General features: G+C 72.4%; 18 protein-coding genes. 8 read left to right on the top strand and 10 right to left on the bottom strand.

Annotated features, from left to right (window positions below; all coding sequences use genetic code 11):
- The first annotated feature begins 89 nt into the window (after window positions 1-89).
- Both ACWGKQ_RS27890 and ACWGKQ_RS27885 read left to right on the top strand, forming a co-directional pair.
- Complete coding sequence (locus ACWGKQ_RS27890) at window positions 90-1,994, top strand: AMP-dependent synthetase/ligase (RefSeq protein WP_453294707.1); 1,905 nt, start codon at window positions 90-92, stop codon at window positions 1,992-1,994.
- Between the two features lie 94 nt (window positions 1,995-2,088).
- Window positions 2,089-2,523: an ATP-binding protein gene (locus tag ACWGKQ_RS27885; protein ID WP_453294706.1), complete on the top strand. Its 435-nt coding sequence runs from the start codon at window positions 2,089-2,091 to the stop codon at window positions 2,521-2,523.
- Window positions 2,524-2,581: 58 nt separating this feature from the next.
- On the opposite strand, the gene ACWGKQ_RS27880 is transcribed toward ACWGKQ_RS27885, so the two are convergent.
- Window positions 2,582-3,391, bottom strand: a complete 810-nt coding sequence (locus ACWGKQ_RS27880) for a methyltransferase domain-containing protein (RefSeq protein WP_453294705.1) — start codon at window positions 3,389-3,391, stop codon at window positions 2,582-2,584.
- Window positions 3,392-3,662: 271 nt separating this feature from the next.
- Here ACWGKQ_RS27880 and ACWGKQ_RS27875 point away from each other — a divergent pair, with 271 nt between their 5' ends.
- Together ACWGKQ_RS27875 and ACWGKQ_RS27870 are read left to right on the top strand one after the other, a co-directional pair.
- Window positions 3,663-5,039, top strand: coding sequence for an NAD(P)/FAD-dependent oxidoreductase (locus ACWGKQ_RS27875; protein WP_453294704.1), 1,377 nt, complete (start codon window positions 3,663-3,665; stop codon window positions 5,037-5,039).
- A 16-nt stretch (window positions 5,040-5,055) separates the two neighbouring features.
- Window positions 5,056-7,308: an FUSC family protein gene (locus tag ACWGKQ_RS27870; protein ID WP_453294703.1), complete on the top strand. Its 2,253-nt coding sequence runs from the start codon at window positions 5,056-5,058 to the stop codon at window positions 7,306-7,308.
- A 67-nt stretch (window positions 7,309-7,375) separates the two neighbouring features.
- Here ACWGKQ_RS27870 and ACWGKQ_RS27865 read toward each other — a convergent pair whose 3' ends face one another.
- Together ACWGKQ_RS27865 and ACWGKQ_RS27860 are read right to left on the bottom strand one after the other, a co-directional pair.
- Complete coding sequence (locus ACWGKQ_RS27865) at window positions 7,376-8,206, bottom strand: SigB/SigF/SigG family RNA polymerase sigma factor (RefSeq protein ID WP_453294702.1); 831 nt, start codon at window positions 8,204-8,206, stop codon at window positions 7,376-7,378.
- Between the two features lie 229 nt (window positions 8,207-8,435).
- Entirely contained in the window at window positions 8,436-8,855 is a 420-nt protein-coding gene (locus ACWGKQ_RS27860) for an ATP-binding protein (protein WP_453294701.1), read from the bottom strand.
- Between the two features lie 397 nt (window positions 8,856-9,252).
- On the opposite strand from ACWGKQ_RS27860, the gene ACWGKQ_RS27855 reads away from it, so the two are divergent.
- Window positions 9,253-9,702: a cyclic nucleotide-binding domain-containing protein gene (locus ACWGKQ_RS27855; RefSeq protein ID WP_453294700.1), complete on the top strand. Its 450-nt coding sequence runs from the start codon at window positions 9,253-9,255 to the stop codon at window positions 9,700-9,702.
- A 6-nt stretch (window positions 9,703-9,708) separates the two neighbouring features.
- Here the strand turns inward: ACWGKQ_RS27855 and ACWGKQ_RS27850 are convergent, their stop codons facing one another.
- Together ACWGKQ_RS27850 and ACWGKQ_RS27845 are read right to left on the bottom strand one after the other, a co-directional pair.
- Window positions 9,709-11,013 carry an MFS transporter gene (locus ACWGKQ_RS27850; RefSeq protein WP_453294699.1) on the bottom strand — a complete coding sequence of 435 codons (1,305 nt, stop codon included), beginning with the start codon at window positions 11,011-11,013 and terminating at the stop codon, window positions 9,709-9,711.
- A gap of 128 nt (window positions 11,014-11,141) precedes the next feature.
- Entirely contained in the window at window positions 11,142-11,759 is a 618-nt protein-coding gene (locus ACWGKQ_RS27845) for a LysE/ArgO family amino acid transporter (protein WP_453294698.1), read from the bottom strand.
- Between the two features lie 86 nt (window positions 11,760-11,845).
- On the opposite strand from ACWGKQ_RS27845, the gene ACWGKQ_RS27840 reads away from it, so the two are divergent.
- Window positions 11,846-12,727, top strand: a complete 882-nt coding sequence (locus tag ACWGKQ_RS27840) for a LysR family transcriptional regulator ArgP (protein WP_453294697.1) — start codon at window positions 11,846-11,848, stop codon at window positions 12,725-12,727.
- Here the strand turns inward: ACWGKQ_RS27840 and ACWGKQ_RS27835 are convergent.
- Window positions 12,693-13,481 carry a TetR/AcrR family transcriptional regulator gene (locus ACWGKQ_RS27835; protein ID WP_453294696.1) on the bottom strand — a complete coding sequence of 263 codons (789 nt, stop codon included), beginning with the start codon at window positions 13,479-13,481 and terminating at the stop codon, window positions 12,693-12,695. The two genes, ACWGKQ_RS27840 and ACWGKQ_RS27835, sit on opposite strands and share 35 nt — an antisense overlap.
- Before the next feature lie 125 nt (window positions 13,482-13,606).
- On the opposite strand from ACWGKQ_RS27835, the gene ACWGKQ_RS27830 reads away from it, so the two are divergent.
- Window positions 13,607-14,821 (top strand): saccharopine dehydrogenase family protein, encoded by a 1,215-nt coding sequence (locus tag ACWGKQ_RS27830; RefSeq protein ID WP_453294695.1) that lies wholly within the window; start codon window positions 13,607-13,609, stop codon window positions 14,819-14,821.
- A 109-nt stretch (window positions 14,822-14,930) separates the two neighbouring features.
- Window positions 14,931-15,185, top strand: a complete 255-nt coding sequence (locus tag ACWGKQ_RS27825; protein WP_453294694.1) for a WhiB family transcriptional regulator — start codon at window positions 14,931-14,933, stop codon at window positions 15,183-15,185.
- On the opposite strand, the gene ACWGKQ_RS27820 is transcribed toward ACWGKQ_RS27825, so the two are convergent.
- The 4 genes from ACWGKQ_RS27820 to ACWGKQ_RS27805 form a co-directional block, all read right to left on the bottom strand.
- Window positions 15,178-17,037, bottom strand: a complete 1,860-nt coding sequence (locus ACWGKQ_RS27820; RefSeq protein ID WP_453294693.1) for a HAMP domain-containing sensor histidine kinase — start codon at window positions 17,035-17,037, stop codon at window positions 15,178-15,180. The two genes, ACWGKQ_RS27825 and ACWGKQ_RS27820, sit on opposite strands and share 8 nt — an antisense overlap.
- Window positions 17,034-17,735, bottom strand: a complete 702-nt coding sequence (locus ACWGKQ_RS27815) for a response regulator transcription factor (RefSeq protein WP_453294692.1) — start codon at window positions 17,733-17,735, stop codon at window positions 17,034-17,036. The genes ACWGKQ_RS27820 and ACWGKQ_RS27815 overlap by 4 nt, the downstream gene beginning before the upstream one ends.
- 19 nt (window positions 17,736-17,754) lie before the next feature.
- Window positions 17,755-18,498, bottom strand: coding sequence for a hypothetical protein (locus tag ACWGKQ_RS27810; protein WP_453294691.1), 744 nt, complete (start codon window positions 18,496-18,498; stop codon window positions 17,755-17,757).
- A 122-nt stretch (window positions 18,499-18,620) separates the two neighbouring features.
- Entirely contained in the window at window positions 18,621-20,024 is a 1,404-nt protein-coding gene (locus tag ACWGKQ_RS27805) for a M1 family metallopeptidase (protein ID WP_453294690.1), read from the bottom strand.
- Window positions 20,025-20,086: the final 62 nt, after the last annotated feature.

Raw genomic sequence — 20,086 nt, 5'->3', positions numbered from 1 at the left:
ACGGGCCGCACTCCCCTGGGCTAGATTCGACCCGCATCGACAACAGTACTGATCGGGAGGGTCACCCTCCGTACATCCAGGAGCAGCGCATGCGCGACTACGCCCTCGCTCCGACGACCGCTTCGACCCTGACCGGCGGGCTCGCCGACAGCATCTTCGAGACGGCGGACCGGAACCCCACACTGCCGGTGCTCGCGCGCCGGCCCGACACCGCCGCCGGGAGCTGGGAGGAGGTCACCGCGGTCGAACTGCGGGACGAGGTGGTCGACCTGGCCAAGGGGCTGATCGCGTCGGGGATCTCGCCCGGACAGCGGGTGGCCATGATGGCGCGGACCCGCTACGAGTGGACGGTGTTCGGCCTCGCCCTGTGGTCGGTGGGCGCGGAGGTCGTCCCGATCCACCCGACGTCCGCGCGGGACCAGGTCGAGTGGATCCTGCGGGACGCCGGCTGCGTGGCCGTGGTGGTCGAGGACGACCGGGCGGTGATGACCGTAGGCACGGTGTGCGAGGGGCTGCCCGGGCTCAAGCACGTGTGGCAGCTGGACGCGGGGGTGCTGCCCGAGCTGGTGCAGAAGGGCGCGTTCGTCCCGCTGACCACGGTGGAGTCGCTGCGCCGGATCGTGATGCCGGACTCCACGGCGGCCATCACCTACACCTCGGGCACCTCGGGCCGTCCGCTGGGCTGCGCGCTGAGCCACCGCGGGCTGGCGTACCCCTGCGACACCCTGCTGGCGGGCTGGGGGCACACCGCGTCCCGCCCTGGCGAGCAGGCCTCCGTGCTGGCCTTCCTGCCGTTCTCGCACGTGTACGGCCTGATGATCATGGTGATGTGTCTGCGCGGCGGCATCCTGATGGGCCACGAGCCGGAGATGACCGAGGCCGCGCTGGCCTCGGCGCTGGGCACGTTCCGGCCGACGTACCTGTACGCCGTGCCGTCGGTGCTGGAGAAGCTGTACAAGACGTTCCTGCGCACCTCCCAGCAGCACGGCCGGGGCGCCCTGTTCGACCGGGCCGCGGAGACCGCCCGGGACTTCGCCGCCGCCCTGGAGCGGCAGCGGCTGGGCGTCGGCACGGGCCCCGCCTTCGACCTGCGGCTGCAACACGCCCTGTACGAGCGGACGGTGTACCGCAGACTGCGGGGGGCACTCGGCGGCCGGGTGCTGCGGGCCACGTCCGGCGGCTCCTCGCTCAGCCGTGAACTCACCTTGTTCTACGAGGGCATCGGCATGTACGTCCATGACGGCTACGGCCTCACCGAGTCCAGCGGCGGGATCACCATGCAGCCGCTGGGCCGGGAGAAGTCGGGCACGGTCGGCCGGGCCCTGCCGGGCACCCAGATCCAGGTGGCCGACGACGGGGAGATCCTGGTGCGCGGTCCCTCGGTGTTCCAGGGGTACGTCGGTGACGACTACGCGACCCGGGCCGCGCTGCGCGGCGGCTGGCTGGCCACCGGGGACATCGGGCGGCTGGACTCCGAGGGCTATCTGACCATCACGGGCCGCAAGAAGGACATCATCATCACCAGCAGCGGCAAGAGTGTGGCCCCGGCGCCGCTGGAGCAGCGGCTGCGGATGCACCCGCTGGTGCACCAGGCGGTGGTCGTCGGCGACGACCGGCCCTGTGTGGGCGCGCTGATCACCCTGGACCCGGACTTCCTCGCCCACTGGCGGGGGGCGCTCGCGGTGCCGGGCGACTCGCCCGGGCGCGAGGCACGCGAGGAGAACGCGCTGCGCGAGGAGATCGCCCGTGCCATCGCGTCCGCCAACAGTGTGGTGTCCCGCTCCGAGTCGATCCGGGTCTACCGGGTGCTCCAGGAACCGTTCGCCCCGGGCAACGGCATGCTGACGCCGTCGATGAAGCTGCGCCGGGACGCCATCGCGCGCCACTACGCGGCCGAGATCGACGCCATGTACCAGGCCCGCTCGCAGGCGGTACGCCGGCCGGGCCAGCCGGAGCCGGCCGACTGGGACGACTCGGACAACGTGTTCCGGTGAGCGGGCCAGGCGTACCCGGTGCCATGGTGGGAACTCGCGGCGCAGGGGAACACCAACGCGACGACGGCCCCCTCCCGGGGCTGAAAGAGACGACATGGCATCCGGACGACGGCGGGACGACAGGCGATCCGCGGAGGAGACCGGCGGGTGCACGGCCTCCTTCCCGGGGCGGCTCGGCGATGTGACCGGTGCCAGGCTCGCCGCCGACGGCTACCTGGCCGGCCTCGCCCGCACGTCGCCGCCCACCGGTCCCGACTGCTGGAACGACATCCTGCTGGTCGTGACGGAGCTGGCCGCCAACGTCGTCCAGTACGCGCCGGGCCCCTTCGAGCTGCGGCTGCGCCGCACGTACGACGGCGTCCACGTCACGATGCACGACTCCAGCCGGGTCCGGCCCGAGCCGCGGCCCTTCCACCCGGACGGGGGCGGCGGCGGCATCGGCTGGCATCTGCTGCACACCCTGTGCGACCAGGTCAGCGTGGTCGTCACCGCGAACGGCAAGGACGTCCACGCCTTCCTGCCCTGGTGAGGTATGCCCCGGTGAGGGAGCCTCGGTGAGGGCAGGGCGCCGTGAGGGCAGGGCGCGGTCACTGGGGCCGGTGCGCGACCACCCCGAACATCGTCACCGACATGTGCAGCGCCCCCTGCTCGGCGGCCTCGGCGAGATCGGCGTACAGGGTGTCCCGCTGTTCCTCCGTGACGGCGCCGGTGCGCACGGCGGCCTCGCCGAGCATGCGGATCAGCGGCCAGGCGACCGAGCGGTGGTCCTGGAGCAGGGCCTGCGAGCCGCGGTCGTCCACCACGAGACCGGCGGCGCTCAGCTGGCCGACCAGGCGGCGCCCGGCATAGGGGTTGGCACCGTTGAGGGCGGCCCCGGTCAGCGCGCGCACCACCGCCGGGTCGCCGGGGTGCAGGAGGGTGGTCCCCCAGTCGGTGTCCAGCACCGCCACCCGGCCACCGGGGCGCAGTACCCGGGCCATCTCGGCGATCGCCCGGTCGGGCTCGTGGAGGTGCTGGAGGACCCGCTCGCACCACACGACGTCCATCGAGCCGTCGGGGACCGGCAGCGCCTCCGCCTCGCCGTCCAGGAAGCGGGCCCGGCTGTCGGCGGACCGTTCCTCGGCGACCGCGCGCAGGCTCGGGTTGACCTCGATGCCGATCGCGACGCCGTCCGGGCCGGCCAGGGCTGCCAGTGCCCGGGTCTGCGAGCCGGTTCCGGAGCCGACGTCGAGGATCCGGTCGCCGGGCCGCACCGCCAGTGCCTCCTCGGCCCAGGCGCGCAGCCGCCGTACGCCGGGGTTGGCGTCCTGGGAGTCCAGGGCGGCCACCAGGGGGGTCACGCGGTCGGGGTCGATGTGCCGCTTCTGGAAGCCCGTTCCGGGCTGGGTCTGCGCCATGGCGGGCACTCTACTGGCGTCCGTGATCGCCGTGGGACGGTCTTCAGCCGGACGAAAGCCGGACGGAAGTACGGCGCATATCTGTGCGACAGCCGGTTTCTCCGGGCGATCTAGGGGCATGCTGGAGCCCACGCGTTCGGCTGCCTGCTCCGCCCCCCGGCTGGCGGAACGGCGTCGGGCACGGTGGGATCGATGTGGTGCGAAGCAAGCGTTCCGGGGCACGCGGACGGCGTCGAGCCGGACGGCCCGGAGCAGCGGAAAGGGATACACCGTGACACGACCCAGGATCCTGGTGGTGGGCGCAGGCTTCGCCGGAGTGGGGTGCGTGCGCCGCCTGGAGCGGAAACTCTCCCCCGACGAAGCCGACGTCACCCTGGTGTCGCCGACCTCCTACCAGCTCTATCTGCCCCTGCTGCCGCAGGTCGCCTCGGGCGTGCTGACGCCCCAGTCGATCGCCGTGTCGCTGCGCCGCAGCAAGAAGTACCGCACCCGGATCCTCCCGGGCGGTGCGATCGGGGTGGACCTGAAGTCCAAGGTGTGCGTCGTCCGCACCATAACCGACAAGCTCGTGAACGAGCGGTACGACTACATCGTGCTGGCCCCGGGCAGTGTCACCCGCACCTTCGACATTCCCGGCCTGACCGAGCACGCGTTCGGGATGAAGACCCTCGCCGAGGCCGCCTACATCCGCGACCACGTGATATCCCAGCTGGATCTGGCCGACGCCAGCGACGACCCGGCCGAACGCGCCGCACGGCTGCAGTTCGTGGTGGTCGGCGGCGGCTACGCGGGCACCGAGACCGCGGCCTGCCTCCAGAAGCTCACGCACGCGGCCCTGCACCGCTACCCGAACCTCGACCCCAAACTGATCAAGTGGCACCTGATCGACATCGCCCCGAAGCTGATGCCGGAGCTCGGCGACAAGCTCGGCCGCAGCGCCCAGGAGGTGCTGCGCCGCCGGGGCATCGACGTCTCCCTGGGGGTGTCGATCGAGAAGGCGGGCCCCGAGGAGGTCACCTTCACCGACGGCCGGGTGGTGCCCACCCACACGCTGATCTGGACCGCCGGGGTGGTGGCCAGCCCGCTGATCGCCACCATGGGCGCGGAGACGGTCCGGGGGCGGCTCGCGGTCGACGCCGAGATGACCCTGCCCGGCCATGACGGGGTGTTCGCGCTCGGCGACGCGGCGGCGGTGCCGGACAAGGCGAAGGGCGAGGCGGGCGCGGTCTGTCCGCCGACCGCGCAGCACGCCATGCGGCAGGGCAAGGCGGTCGCCGACAATGTCATCGCGGCGCTGCGGGGCCGGCCGCTGCACCCGTACGTGCACAAGGACCTGGGGCTGGTGGTGGACCTCGGCGGCAAGGACGCGGTCTCCAAGCCACTGGGCATCGAACTGCGCGGTCTGCCCGCCCAGGCGGTGGCCCGCGGCTACCACTGGTCGGCGCTGCGCACCAACGTGGCCAAGACCCGGGTCGCGACCAACTGGCTGCTGAACGCGGTGGCCGGTGACGACTTCGTGCGGACGGGCTTCCAGTCCCGCAAGCCCGCCCGGCTCAAGGACTTCGAGTACACGGACACGTATCTGACGCCGGAGCAGGTACGGGCGCGCGCCGAGGGCCCCGAGGACCCCGGCGGCTCGCCTGCGTGACACGGAGCGCGGCGGAGTGAGCACGGCGGGGCGGTCGGTGCGGGCCGAGTTCCTGGGGCGGCTCGCGGCGGCCGACCCCGGGCTGCTCCGCTTCACCGCCGGTCTGCGCACGGTCACCTCGATCGCGCTCACGCTCGCCGTGCTGGCGGCGCTGCGGGTCGACGTGTCCCATCTGGTGGCCGGGGCCATCACGGCGATGGTGGCCACCTTCGCGATCCGCGAGAAGGGTGGCTCGCAGCAGGCGGTCACGCTCGCCCTCGGCCTGCCGGTGGCGCTGGCCTCGATGTCGCTGGGCGCGCTGCTCAACTCGCGGGTGGTGATCGGTGACCTGTTCTTCGTGGCGCTCATCTTCTGTGCGGTCTACGGCCGCCGGTTCGGCGACCGGGGCACGGCGCTGGGGCTGATCGGCTTCCAGATCTACTTCGTCTCGCTGTTCGTGCACGCGACCGTGCCCGCGCTGCCCGGCCTGTATCTCACGATCACGGTGGCGTTCGGCTGCGCGGCCGTGGCGCGTTTCGTGCTGGTCCGGCAGACGGCCGCGGGCATCCTGGACCGGCTGCGGCGTGCCTTCCGGGCCCGGTTCGCCCAGCTGGTCGCCGCTCAGGCCGAGTTGCTGGACGCCGGGCCGGACGAACTGGACCGGGCGGTGGAGGAGGTCCGGGGCAGGACCGCCCGGCTGCACGAGACGGCGCTGCTGATCCAGGGGCGGCTCGTGGACGGTACCTCCGACGAGGCCGTGGCCAGGCTGGTGCAGCGCCGGATCGCGGACGCCGAGATCGCCGCCGAGCGGCTCGGGCTGCTGCTGCTCACCGCCCGCAGCGCCGAGCGGGCGGACACGCTTACTCTTCATCTGCCGGGCGCCCGGCTGCCGTCGGCCGCCGTGGAGCCGGTGCGGGACGAGGCGATGGAGCGGCTGCGGCTCGATCTGGAGGCGCTGCGGCTGCTGGTGCTGCGCCCGGCCGGCCCCGGGAAGGGGACCGCGCTGGCCCGGCTCCGCAACCGGCTGCTCGGCTACCGCGAGGAGGAGAACCTGCCGCCGGCCCCGTCCGCCGTCCAGGACGTGTTCCGGGGCATCGGCGAGGCCGCGCGGGCGGTACTGGGGCTGCGGATCGCGCTGGACGGGCCGCAGGACGAGTCCGACGACACCCCGGCCACCTCCCGGTCCCGGGAGGAACTGGACGCCGAGGACGCGGCCATCGAGGGCGCCGAGGAGGGCGAACGGGAGACCGAGGAGGCGACCGGGCTGCGCCGGCCGACCACGCGGGCGGCGGTGCAGGTGGCGGTCGGCTCGTCGCTGGCGATGGTGGGCGGGGAGTTCCTGTCCGCCCAGCGCTGGTACTGGGCGGTGCTGACCTGCTGGATCGTGTTCCTCAACACCGCGTCCACCGGTGAGATCCTGGTGAAGGGCTACCGGCGGCTGCTCGGCACGGTTCTCGGCGTGGTGGCCGGCATCGTGCTCGCGGGACTGGTCGGGCACCACACCTGGACGGCGTTCGGGCTGGTGCTGCTCTTCGTCTTCGCGATGTTCTACTCGGCGCCGATCTCGTACACCCTGATGTCGTTCTTCGTGACGGCGATGCTGGGCCTGCTGTACACGCTGCTCAACACCTACAGCCTGGACGTCCTGGTGCTGCGGGTGGCGGAGACGGCGCTCGGTGCGGTGTGCGGGGTGATCGCGGCCGCGGTGGTGCTGCCGGTGCACACCGACCGGCGTACCGACGAACTGCTCGTCGAGACGCTGGACCGGCTGGCCGACGTCACCCGGGCCTCGGCCGACCAGTTGAGCGGGGCGGCGCCGGTCGACCTGGTGGAGAAGGCCCGTGACCTGGACCAGGCGCTGGCCGATCTGGCGGCGGCCGTGCAGCCGCTGACGCATCCGATCACTCCGCTGCGCTCCCGCCGGGACACGGCGCGCTATGTGGTGGCGCTCCTGGAGACGTGCGCCTATCACGCGCGGTCCCTCGCGGCGACGGCGGAGCTGCTGCCCACCCATCCGGCGATCGCGGCGGATCCGCGGCTGCGCGGGGCGGGGCAGCGGATCGTGCACAACATCGAGGCGATCGCCGCCCAGGTGGCCGGCCGGCAGCCCGCCCCCGGGATCGAGACCGGTCCCAGCATCGCGGCGATGCTGAAGCCGGGCACGCTGGGCGCTCCGCGCTACGGCCGGGTGACCGACCGGGTGCTGCGGCATCTGCAACGCCTGGACGAGGCGGTGTCGGGCCTGGCCCGGCCGCTGGGGGTGCCGGTGCGGCCGCGGGCGGCCGCTTGACGGGCCGTCACGCTGTTGCGTCCCTGGTGTTCGGCAGCCGCGGGTCCGGCTGCCGCGTCCGCGGCGCTCAGACGGACCGGCCCAGGGCCTCGGCCCTGACCCGGGCGCAGCTGCGGCTGATGAGGCGGGACACGTGCATCTGGGAGATGCCGAGGCTCTCGGCGATCCGGCTCTGCGTCATGTCCTCGAAGAACCGCATGTAGAGGATGGCCCGTTCCCGCTCGGGCAGCCGCCGCAGCCCCTCCTTGGCCGCCTCCCGGTCGACGACGACGTCGTACGACCCTTCGGACTGCCCGAGGGTGTCGGCGAGGCTGTGACCGTCCTCCCCCGCGGAGAGCTCGGCGTCCAGGGACAGGGTGCTGAAGCTCTCCAGGGCCTCCAGGCCGGCGTTGACCTCGTCCTCGGTCAGCCCGGTGTGGGCGGCGAGGGCCGCGGTGGTGGGTTCCGGGCTGCCCGGGCTCTGGGCGAGCTCGCGGCGGGCCACCCGCACCCGGTTGCGCAGTTCCTGCACCCGGCGGGGCACGCGCAGCGCCCACATCCGGTCGCGGAAGTGCCGCTTGACCTCGCCGGTGATGGTGGGCACCGCGTAGCTCTCGAAGGCGCCGCGTGCGGGGTCGTAGCGGTCGACGGCCTTGACCAGGCCGAGCGCGGCGACCTGGCGCAGGTCCTCGACGGACTCGCCGCGGTCGCGGAAACGGCCGGCGATCCGGTGCGCCATGGGCAGCCAGGCGGCGACCAGTTCGTCGCGCAGGGCGTCCCGCTCGGGGCCGTCGTCGAGCGCGGCGAGGCGGGTGAAGAGGGCCGCCGTGTCGGGGGCGTCGTCGTGGGTGCGGCGGTTCGTCGTGCGAGTGGTGCGGTCGGGCGTGCGGGAACGGCTGGTCGACAAGTCGGTGGGCATGCGGAATCGCTCCTGAAGTATGGGTTTCAGGGCGTCACCGGAACGTGGTTCCGGGACTCGGCCCGAACTGCGGGGTGAGGGCCGCCGGAAGCACCACCCGGACCGCTCTGCGAGCCCGGGGGCTGTCGTAGGACTGCTCCCTCTGGCGCGCCTCCGGTCCGAAGCACAAACTCCGTCTGCCCCTTCGGTCGGGGCGCAAACAGCGTCCTGCGGGAAGTCGCTCGGCGGCTCAGGCGAGCGGCACGACCGCGGTGATCCGCTTGCCTCCGCAGGGCAGTCCGGCGACCTCCACGTCACGGGCCAGTCGGCAGACGATGGGCCAGCCCCGGCCGCCGGCCCGCCAGCGGTCGCGTTCGTCCACGGCCCGTTCGGCCACCGGTATCTCGTCGCTGCGGTCGCTGACCGACACCTTCAGCACGCACCCCTCGACGTCGATGTCGAAGCCGGTGATCCCGCCGCCGTGCAGGATCGCGTTGGTGGTCAGTTCCGAGGTGACGAGCAGGGCGTCGTCGAGGGCTTCGGCGGCGTACGGCAGGGCCCGTCGGGCGACCGCGCCGCGTACCGCTCTGCGGGCTTCGGCCGGCCGCAGCGGCGGACGGCGGAACTCTGTTGCGGCGACTGATGACTCGGTCCGGTACTTTTCCTGCATCCTTTCACTCCCTGACTGGTGGACCGGTTGCTCGGCTGTGTCCCGTTCGTACGGGGCTCTCCTCTTCGGCTGACCGATGAGGGCGCGACCAAACCCGTTGAGGGGCCACGAGGGGTTCCCGAAGTGAAACAGGTCACGTAGCCTGTTCCCAGTTGCGCGAAACCGCTCTGGATGGTTTACCGTTCATCCATAAGTGGTCGAGGGGTTGACATCAGGTCCTCCCGCGCCACCTTTGACGGCCCTGGCTGGCCTCCCCCGTCCAGCCAGGGCTTTTTCATGCCCGGACCGCTTTCCGGCGGCGATTCTCACCTTCTTCGAGGTGCCCGGCGGGACGGCAGCGGCTGAAATGGGCGTAGGGAAAGCACCCCGTACCCTCGCCGGCGAGGAGCCCCGTGCCATGACCAAAGCCATCAAACTGCTGACCGCCCTGCCCCAGGCGCAGCGCGAGCGCCTCATGGAACTGGCTCACGAGGTGTCCTTCCCGGAGGACACCAGGATCTTCGAGGCCGGCGGCACCGCGGACCGCTTCTGGGTGATCCGCTCGGGAGCGGTCAACCTGGACCAGGAGGTGACGTCCCGCAAGCGGGTCACCGTGGCCAGTCTGGGCGCCGGGGACCTGCTCGGCTGGTCCTGGCTGTTCCCGCCGTACACCTGGGACTTCGGGGCGGTCGCCTTCAGCCAGGTACGGGCGTACGAGTACGACGCCGCGGCCGTGCTCGCGCTGAGCGTCGAGGATCCGCTGCTCGGCCTCTCGCTGGTGCGGACCGTCGCGGAGATCCTGGCCAGCCGGCTGGAGGTCACCCGGGGCAAGCTCCTCGACGCGTACGTCGGACGACGGCCGGTGTAGCCGGGATCAGATCCGGTAGCGGCGCAGGGCCGGGACGGCGGCGGCCAGGGCCAGCATCACCGCCACCACCAGCAGCCCGCCGCCCGTGACCGCCGCGCGCGGCCCGAAGACCGAGCCCGCGGTGCCGTGCAGCACGTCGGCCAGCCGCGGGCCGCCCGCGACCACCACGGTGAACACGCCCTGCATGCGGCCCCGCATCTCGTCGGTCGCGGCGGAGAGCAGGATCGCGCCACGGAAGACCATCGAGACCATGTCGGCGACCCCGGCCGCGGCCAGGAAGGCCACGGCGACCCAGAGGTTGCGGCTCAGCCCGAACCCGGCGACGGCCGCGCCCCAGCCGACGACCGCGCCGATCACCATCCAGCCGTGCCGGCGGGCCCGCGAGAACGTCCCGGAGAAGAGCCCGCCGAGGACCGCGCCGACGGGAATGGCCGCGAACAGCATGCCGAGCGCGAGCCCCTCCCCGTAGGGGGCGTAGGTCTGGGCGGCGAGCTGCGGGAACAGGGCGCGGGGCATGCCGAAGACCATCGCGATGATGTCCGCGAGGAACGACAGCAGCAGCACCTTGTGCATGGAGATGTACCGGAAGCCCTCCGCGATCTCGCGCACCCCGGCGCGCCGCGCCGTCGCGCCGCCGAGCGGCGGCAGCGCGGGCAGCCGGTAGACCGCCCACACCGTCACGCACAGCGCCAGCGCGTCGATCAGGTACAGCTCGGGCAGCCCGATGACGGGGATCAAAGCACCGGCGAGCAGCGGGCCGACCACCTGCCCGGTCTGCATGACCGTCGAGCCGAGCGCGTTGGCGGCGGGCAGCTGCCCCTCGGGGACCAGCCGGGCTATGGAGGCGGTGCGGGCCGGCGCGTTCAGCCCCCAGAACGCCTGCTGCATCGCGAGCAGCACCATCAGCGCGGCCACCGACTTCATCCCGGTGGCCGCCTGGACGAAGAACAGCACCGAGGTGACGCCGATGCCGGTGTTGGTGATCAGCAGCAGCTTGCGGCGGTCCATGCTGTCCGCCACCGCGCCGCCCCACAGCGCGAACACGATCAGCGGCAGCAGCCCGGCGAGGCTCGCCGCGCCGACCCAGGCGGACGACCCGGTGATGTCGAAGATCTGCTTGGGCACCGCGACGGCGGTCAGCTGGCTGCCGACCGAGGTGACGATGGTCGACGTCCACAGCCGGCGGTAGGCCGGGATGCGGAGCGGGCGGGTGTCCATCGCCCAGCGGCGCCAGCCGCTCCGGGACGGGGCCGCCGTGGTGTCGTCGGGGGTCTGTATGTCGGACTGGGTGCCGCTCTCGCTGGTGTCCACGGAGTTCCTGGTGTCCTGGTCTTCTCGATGCCCGCTACATCTTTCGGTTGCAGGTTCACTATCCCAGCAACTTCTGCCGCCGCCGAACCGGTTGTCTCAGGATGCGGCCGCTCCGGGCGCCGGGCGCCTCAGGATCCCGCCACCAGCATCACGCCGAGCCCGATCATGGTCAGCGCCACCAGCCCGTCCAGCACCCGCCAGGCGGCCGGCCCGGCGAGGTGGCGGCCGAGCAGCCGGGCGCCGAAGCCGAGGGCGGTGAACCAGCAGAGGCTGGCCAGGGCGGCGCCGAGGCCGAAGGTCCAGCGCAGGTCGCCCCGGTGGGCGGCCAGGGTGCCGAGCAGGAACACGGTGTCGAGGTAGACGTGCGGGTTCAGCCAGGTCATGGCGAGGCAGGTGAGCACCGCCCGCCGCCGGGACCCCGCCGCCTCGCCCTCGGTGCGCAGGCCGCCGGTGCCGGGCCGCAGGACCCGGCGGGCGGCCAGGAGGCCGTAGCAGAGCAGGAAGGCGCCGCCGACCAGCCCGACCGCCCGCACCGCCCCCGGCCAGGCCACGACGACCGCACCCACCCCGCCGACGCCCAGCGAGATGAGAGCGGCGTCGGAGAGCGCGCAGATGCCGACGACCACGAGGACCGCGTCACGGCGGATGCCCTGGCGCAGCACGAAGGCGTTCTGGGCGCCGATGGCGACGATGAGCGAGAGGCCGCTGCCGAAGCCTGCGGCAGCGGCGGCGAGAGAGCTGGGCATGCCCTCGACGCTACGGAAGCGATCACCGTAGGTACAGCTAAAGATTTTTACGTACCCTTAGCAGGATTGAAGACGGGAGTAGGACGGTGGAGCTTCCCCTCGACCAGGTGCGGACACTGCTGGCGGTGGTGGACGAGGGCACGTTCGACGCGGCGGCCGCGGCCCTGCATGTGACGCCGTCGGCGGTCAGCCAGCGGGTGAAGGCGCTGGAGCAGCGCACCGGCCGGGTCCTGCTCCAGCGCACCAAGCCGGTACGGCCGACGGAGTCGGGTGAGGTGCTGGTCCGGTTCGCCCGGCAGCTGGCGCGGCTGGAGCGGGACGCGCGCGGCGCGCTGGGCATGAGCGGCGCCGGGGAGCCGACCCGGGTGTCGGTCGCGGTCAACGCGGACTCGCTGGCGACGTGGTTCCTGCGGGCGCTGACCGGGCTGCCGGGCGTCTACGTCGAACTACGGCGGGAGGACGAGGATCACACGGCCGCGCTGCTCCGGGAGGGGCTGGTGATGGCGGCGGTGACGTCGTCGCCGGACGCGGTGCCGGGGTGTTCGGTGCGGGCGCTGGGGCGTATGCGCTACCTGCCGGTGGCGGCGCCGGAGTTCGCGGCGAGGTGTCTGACCGATGTGCTGCCGGATGCGCTGGCCGGGGCGCCGGTGATCGTGTTCGACCGGCGGGACGATTTCCAGGACGCCTTCGTACGACGGCTGGGCCGGAGTGGGGCCGGTTCGCTACGGCACTATGTGCCCACGTCGGAGGGGTTCGTGGACGCGGTGACGGCCGGGCTGGGGTGGGGGATGGTGCCGGAGTCGCAGGCGGAACCTCGTTTGCGGAGGGGCGAGTTGGTGCGGATCGGTGGGGATTCATGGGTGGATGTGCCGTTGTACTGGCAGCAGTGGAAGCTGGATTCGCCGGCTTTGGGGGCGGTGGCGGAGGCGGTGGTCAGGACGGCGGCGAGTGCGTTGCGCCAGCCGTAGGGGGGCCGCCGGCGGTCGTGCGAGTGCGGGTGGGTGGGGGCTGGTCGCGCAGTTCCCCGCGCCCCTGACGGGGCGCTGCACTGTCCAGGAGCATTTCCAGTGCCGTCGGATAGGCGCTGGTCACCATGCGCTTCGCCAGGAGCGGGGCCGCCTCCGCGATCCGCGGGTGGGTGGTACTCGGCAGGCGGGCGTAGGTCGAGTGCCACTTGTCCTCGTCGGCGCGCTGGGAGTCCTTCGGGAGGGCGAGGGAGGCCGCGTCCAGGGCCGCGAAGGCCAGGGTCTGGTCGATGAAGGCGTGGTAGACGCGCACGGTCTCGGGGAGCGAGAAGCCCGCCGTGCGGAGGACGTCCAGGACCGCCTCGTCGGCGGCGAGTTCATGGGCGCGGCCCGTCACCCGGTTCGCCGTCAGCAGGGCCGCCTGCGGGTGGGCCACGTACTGCGCGTGGATGCGCAGACCGATCGTCCGCAGGTCCGTCCGCCACTCCCCCGTCGGCGTCCAGCCGGCCAGCGCCTCGCCGATGAGAGCGTCGCCGATCGCCAGGGTCAGGTCGTCCATGCCCCGGAAGTAGCGGTAGAGGGTGCTGGGGTCGCAGTCGAGGGCGAGGCCCAGGCGGCGGGCGGTCAGGCCCGCGCTGCCGTGCTCGCGCAGCAGGCGGAGCGCGGTCTGCACGATCAGCCGTTCGGAGAGCACCGTGCCGCTGCGGGTGGGGCGGCGCCTACGGCGCTTATCCTCCGGTATGACCGGTTTGGGCATCGCGTGCTCCCTGCCGTCCTTATGCCAACGCCATTGACCTTACGCGACGGCCAGGCGTTTCATTCCGGCCAAGGCGCCCCGTATCAGACTCGACCTCGCTCTCTGTCCGAGAAGGAGATTCCCGCATGCGTGTACTGCTCGTGGGAGCCGGTGGTGTGGGCACCGCCGTCACCCGGATCGCGGCCCGGCGGCCGTTCTTCGACCTGATGGTGGTCGCCGACTACGACCCGGCCCGCGCCGCGGCGGCGGTGGCGGCCGTCGGCGACGACCGGTTCCGGGCCGAGCGCGTCGACGCCGGTGACGAGGCGGCGGTGGCCGAGCTGCTGGCCCGGCACGGCTGCGACGTGCTGTTCAACGCCACCGACCCGCGCTTCGTGATGCCCCTGTTCCGGGCCGCCCGGACGGCGGGCGCCGGCTACCTCGACATGGCGATGTCGCTGTCCCGGCCGCATCCCGAGCGGCCGTACGAGGAGTGCGGGGTGAAGCTGGGCGACGAGCAGTTCGCGGCGGCCGGGGAGTGGGAGAAGGCGGGTGTCCTCGCCCTGGTGGGCATGGGGGTGGAGCCCGGCCTGTCCGACGTGTTCGCCCGGTACGCGGCCGACGAGCTCTTCGACGAGATCGAGGAGATCGGCATCCGCGACGGCGCCGATCTGACCGTGGACGGCTACGACTTCGCGCCCTCCTTCAGCATCTGGACCACCATCGAGGAGTGCCTCAACCCGCCCGTCGTGTACGAGAAGGAGCGCGGCTGGTTCACCACTGCCCCCTTCAGCGAGCCCGAGGTGTTCGACTTCCCGGAGGGGATCGGGCCGGTCGAGTGCGTGAACGTCGAGCACGAGGAGGTGCTGCTCGTGCCGCGCTGGGTGGACGCGCGGCGGGTCACCTTCAAGTACGGGCTCGGGACGGAGTTCATCGAGACGCTGAAGACGCTGCACCTGCTGGGCCTGGACCGCACCGCCCCGGTGACCGTGCCCGGCGCCGACGGCCCGGTGGCGGTCTCGCCCCGGGACGTGGTCGCCGCGTCGCTGCCCGACCCGGCGACGCTGGGCGAGCGCATGCGCGGCAAGACCTGTGCGGGCACCTGGGTGCGCGGGGTGAAGGACGGGCAGCCGCGGGAGGTGTATCTCTTCCACGTTGTCGACAACGAGTGGTCCATGGCGGAGTACGGTTGTCAGGCCGTGGTGTGGCAGACGGCCCTCAACCCGGTCGTCGCCCTCGAACTCCTGGCCACCGGTGCGTGGTCGGGCTCGGGCGTCCTCGGCCCGGAGGCGTTCCCGGCCCGCCCGTTCCTCGACCTGCTGACCGAATACGGCTCCCCCTGGGGCCTGCGCGAGCAGTGACCGCCCGTGAATCCTGCGGGACTTGGCCGTTTCAGCCGTGCCCGGACCGGTGACCCGGATCCGAGTGACGCACGTACGGCAGAATCGACTTGGATCGCAGGTGACTTCGATGGACGACTGGCGAGACCACGCCGAGTGCCGCAACGAGGACCCCGACCTCTTCTTCCCGATCGGCACCACCGGCCCGTCACTGCACCAGACACGACGCGCGAAAGCGGTCTGCGAGCGCTGCCCGGTGCAGGAGCCCTGTCTGAACTGGGCGATGGAGTCCGGACAGGCCGTCGGCATCTGGGGCGGTACCACCGAGGCGGAGCGCCGGCTGCTGGCCCGGCGCCGGCAGCGGGCGGCGCGCCGGTTCAGCTGACGTCGGCCGGGGCCGGTGCGGCCGGCAGCCGCAGGGTGAACTCGGCGCCCTTGCCGGGTTCGCTGCGCGCCTCGGCGGTGCCGTCGTGGGCGGCGAGCAGATGGCGCACGATCGGCAGGCCCAGGCCGCTGCCCCCGGTACGTCGGCTGCGGGACTTCTCCGCGCGCCAGAACCGCTCGAAGACGTGCGGGAGATCGTGGGCGGCGATGCCCGGGCCGGTGTCGGCGACGGTGAGGACGGCGTCGTCGCCGTCATGGCGGGCGGACAGTGTCACGGTGCCGTCGTCGGGGGTGTGCCGGATGGCGTTGGAGACCAGGTTGCCGAGGGCCTGCCGCATCCGCACCGGGTCGGCGTCGAGCCAGACGGAGCCGTCGGTGTCGGTCAGCAGGGTGACCCCGGCCGCGTCGGCGGCGACCCGGTGGGCGGCGGCGACCTGCTCGATCAGGTCGGCGGCGCGCACCGGTTCGCGGTGCACGCGCAGGGTGCCGGCGTCGGCCGCGGCCAGGTCCTGGAGGTCGTCGATGATCCGCTGGAGGACCAGCGCCTCCTCGTGCAGGGCGGCCAGCAGGGCCGGGTCGGGGTCGACCAGGCCGTCCCGGGTGACCTCCAGCCAGCCGCGGATATTGGTGAGGGGGCTGCGCAGTTCGTGGGCGATGTCGCTGACCATCGCCCTGCGCTGCTCCTCCAGGCGCTCCCGGCGTTCGGTGAGGTCGTTGAACGCCTCGGCCAGCAGGCCGGTCTCGTCCCGGGTGCGCACCGGTGCCCGGACGTGCAGTTCGGGCGGCTGCTGCGCGGCGGCGGTGAGCGCGCGCAGCGGCCGTACCAGACGCATGGCGACGACGGCGGTGACGGCGACCGTGACGGCGAGGACCAGACCGGCCGCGCCGACGATCCTGGCCTTGTTGGCCGGGGACATGTCGAAGCGGGGCGCGGTCTGGTCGCCGATGCCGAGGAAGAGTTCGGCGGCCGGGGCGACGTACGGTTCCAGCTGGATGCGCCGCGCGTTCAGAACACAGTTCTTCGCGATCTTGTCCATCGATCGTCCGGCGTCCTTCTTGGTGATGAGGAAGCCGCCGGAGACCGGGTTGCGCCCGGTGGTGTCGTAGGTGAGGGAGAGCTTGCCGCCCAGGTCCATGTCCTTGGCCTGGAGGCAGGGGCGGGACAGGCCGGTCAGCGCGGTGAGGGCCTTCGTCTCGGTGTAGGTCGGGAAGTCGAGCGCGTCGCTCGCCGTCGCGGCCGACTCGCCGAACGCCTCGCCGCACTTGGCCTCGATGTAGAGGGGGGCGTCCGCCGCCTCGTCCACGACGACATGGGGCCGCCCGCTCGGAGTGTGCTGGACGGTGCTCCGGACCCCCACGTGGTCGAGGCACTCCTGCTCCCTCTTCGCGACCGTGTCCAGCTTCTCGCGTTCCGGCCCGGTCAGCCGGAACGGGCCCACCGCACGCGGGTCGATGCCGCTGAGCTGGGCGCCGAACTCGGTGTAGGTGTCGGTGTGCAGGGGGTCCACGGCGGCCGCGGGCCGCGGCGGCAGCGGGGTGTCGTGGGGTGCCGAGTCGGCGATCAGCGTGCGGTCGGCGGTGGTCAGGGCGACCCTGCGGCCGGTCTTCGCGGCCAGGGCCCGCACGGTGTGCTGGACCCCGGACCAGTCGGGGTGGTCCGCCGCGTATCCGCTGAGCTCGGCCAGGATCTTGTTGTCGGCGGCGAGATCCTGTCCCTGTTCCTCCTCCAGCGCGCTGGTGGTGGTCGTCACGGCGAGCCAGGCGGTGGCGGCCACGGAGCAGAGGGCGATCAGCACCGAGGTGAACAGCAGCCGGACCAGCAGCCGTTTGCGCCACGGTATCCGGGGCCTCACGGCCGCCCCCCGCTCAGCTTGTAGCCGACGCCGAACACGGTCACCAGCCGCACCGGCCGCCGGGGATCGGCCTCGATCTTCCGGCGCAGGTTCATCACATGGACGTCGACGGCCCGTTCGGTGGAGGACCGGTCGAAGCCGCGGGTGCACTGGAGCAACTGGCGGCGGCTGAACACCCGGTCCGGTTCCCCGGCCATGGCGAGCAGGATCTGGAACTCGGCCGGGGTCACCTCCACCGGCTCCCCGTCGCAGCGCACCGTGTGCCGCACGGGATCGACACTGATCCCGGCGGCGGTCACGGCGGGTTCCTCCTCCCGGACGGCGGCGGCCCGCCCGCTGCGCCGCAGGATCGTCCGGATCCGGGCCATCAGCTCGCGCGGGCTGTACGGCTTGGTCATGTAGTCGTCGGCGCCCAGCTCCAGGCCGAGCAGCACGTCGTCCTCGTCGGAGCGGGCCGTGAGCATCAGCACCGGGATCTCCGGGTCGCCGCCGCGCAGCACCCGGCAGACGCCGAAGCCGTCGATCACCGGGAGCATCAGGTCGAGGACGACCAGGTCGGGCCCGAACCGCCGGGCCGCGTCGAGCGCCGCGGCCCCGTCGTGGACCACGATCGCGGTATGCCCTTCTGCGAGCAGCGATCTGCGGATCAGCTCGGCCTGCATCTCGTCGTCCTCGGCGACCAGCACGTGCGCACACACAAGTTCGAATCCTAGCCGTCTACTGTGCGAGCCAGTCGGCGTGCCCCATGACGACCACCGGATGCCGGTCCGGGTCGAGGGTGCGCAGCAACTCCTTCATGTGTGCCTTGGCGACGCTCACACAGGCGTGCGTCGGACCGCCGTGGTCGACGTGCAGCCACACGCCACCGCCGCGCTTCGCGCCCAGCGGCCGGGTCCAGTCGAGCGGTGAAGTACCGGGCTCACGGTTGTAGTTGATGGCGATCACGTAGTCGAAGGCCCCCTCGAGCGACTCGCCCTCGAACCCGATACCGGGCGAGGTGAAGCCGTAGGAGTGGTGGTACGGCAGCCGGCTCCCCGGGTCGGCGAGCAGACCCCCGGCATCGGTCAGGCCGTACACCCCGACGGGCGAGCGCAGGTCCCCGGCCATGTGGTGCTCGCTCCAGCCGTCCTTGCCGTTGTGCGCGGGCCAACGGGCCCCGGGCTGCCAGACGTCGTCGTCGCGCGAGTAGAGCACGACGGTGGAGAGCGGGGAGTTCTTGCCCCGGCCCGACGCGACGACGACCTGCTCCGCCCGCTCGGGTATCGCGGCCGTCGTCCTGGGTCCGAGCCCGGGTATGCCGCTCGGCTGCGGGCTGCTGCTCTCGGGTGGGGGGGAAGCCGTCACCGGCACCGGCCGGTCGTCCTGCGACCGACTCGGCGCGGCCTCGGCGCCACCCCCGCACCCGGAGAGCAGGACGGGGGAGGCGGCGAGGAGGGCGACGGCGGCTCTGCGATGGATCATGAGACAGACCCTGACCGACGCTTGTAAGAAACTCGTCAGCTTTTTGATGCCCCTTAGGGCAGCGCCCCGTCAGGGGCGCGGGGAACTGCGCGACCAGCCCCCACCGGCCGGCACCCGAACCGCTACGGCTTCCCCTTCTTGTACAGCCACGTCTGGAACAGGGAACCGAGATCGTTCCCCGACTCCTTCTCCGCGAGCTTCACGAACTCCGCGGTCGTCCCGTGCCCGTACCGGTGCTGCGAAGCCCAGTCCCGCAGAATCCGGAAGAACACCGCGTCCCCCACGGCCTTCCGCAGCTCGTGCAGCGCCATCGCGCCCCGCGCATAGACAGGCGTGCCGAAGATGTTCTTGCCGCTGCCCGGATCCCCCGGCGGGTACGCCCACAACTCGTTGCTCGCCGGCTTGGCGTACAGCGCGTCGAACGTCTTCTGCGCGCTGTCGCCCCCGTGCTGCTCGCTGTAGAGCCACTCGGCATACGTGGCGAAGCCCTCGTTGAGCCAGATGTCCTTCCAGGCGGTGAGCGAGACGGAGTCGCCGAACCACTGGTGGGCGTTCTCGTGCACGAGCGTGCTCAGGTCCGGCGCCGAGTCGTAGATCGGCCGGCCCTGGGTCTCCAGCGCGTATCCGACGTTCGGCGCGTGGTCGACGATCGACCCGGCGGAGCGGAACGGGTACGGCCCGAACAGCTTGCTCTCCCACTCCAGCACCGACGGCAGCTTCTTCAGCACCGCCGCCGACCCGCTCGCCTCGCGCGGGTCGACCGCGTTGTACACCTTGATCCCGTCCGCGGTGGTGTACTGCTGCACCTTGAACTTGCCGACCGTGGCGGTCGCGAGGTACGCGGCCATCGGCTCGGCCTGCCGCCACCGGAAGGTCGTGCGGTCGCCGGAGGTGTGCTGCCCGAGGAGGACGCCGTTGGCGACGGCGGTGCGGCCCTTGGGGACGGTGATCGTGAAGTCGTACGACGACTTGTCCTTGGGGTGGCTGTTCGCCGGGAACCAGGTCATCGCGCCCTGCGGCTCCCCGGCGACGAACGCGCCGTCGTCGGTGCGGATCCAGCCGTCGGCCGAGCCGTCGGGGTCGGTGACCTGCTTGGGCGTGCCGTTGTACGCCACGGTGACGCGGAAGTCCCGGCCCTTCGCCAGCGCCCGGGACGGCGTGACGACGAGTTCCTGTCCGCTGCGGCTGAAACGCGCGGTCCGGCCGTCGACGGTCACCCGGGTGACCTTCAGGCCGCTGAGGTCGAGGTCGAAGCGGGTGAGCTTCTGGGTGGCGCGGGCGGTGAGGACCGCCTTGCCGTCGAGGTGCCGGGAAGAGGTGTCGTAGCGCAGCGTCAGGTCGTAGTGGCTGACGTGGTACCCGCCGTTGCCGCTGAGCGGGAAGTACGGGTCGCCCGCGCCGGCGGCGCCGATCGTGCTCGCCGAGGCCGTTCCGGCGCCGGCCAGCAGGGCCGCCACGGCGACCGGGACGGTGGCGAGGACGGCCTCGCGGCGGAGGACTGCGGTACGTCTGCTTGCGCCCTGCACATGAGCTCCTTGAGGGGGGTGGCCAGTGATCAATGGCCCACAGACTAGGCGCGCGGGTGTCC

This window comes from Streptomyces sp. NPDC054770 (assembly GCF_053611985.1).
Note: the sequence above shows the minus strand (reverse complement) of the source record. Positions and strands in the feature narration are given on the sequence as shown.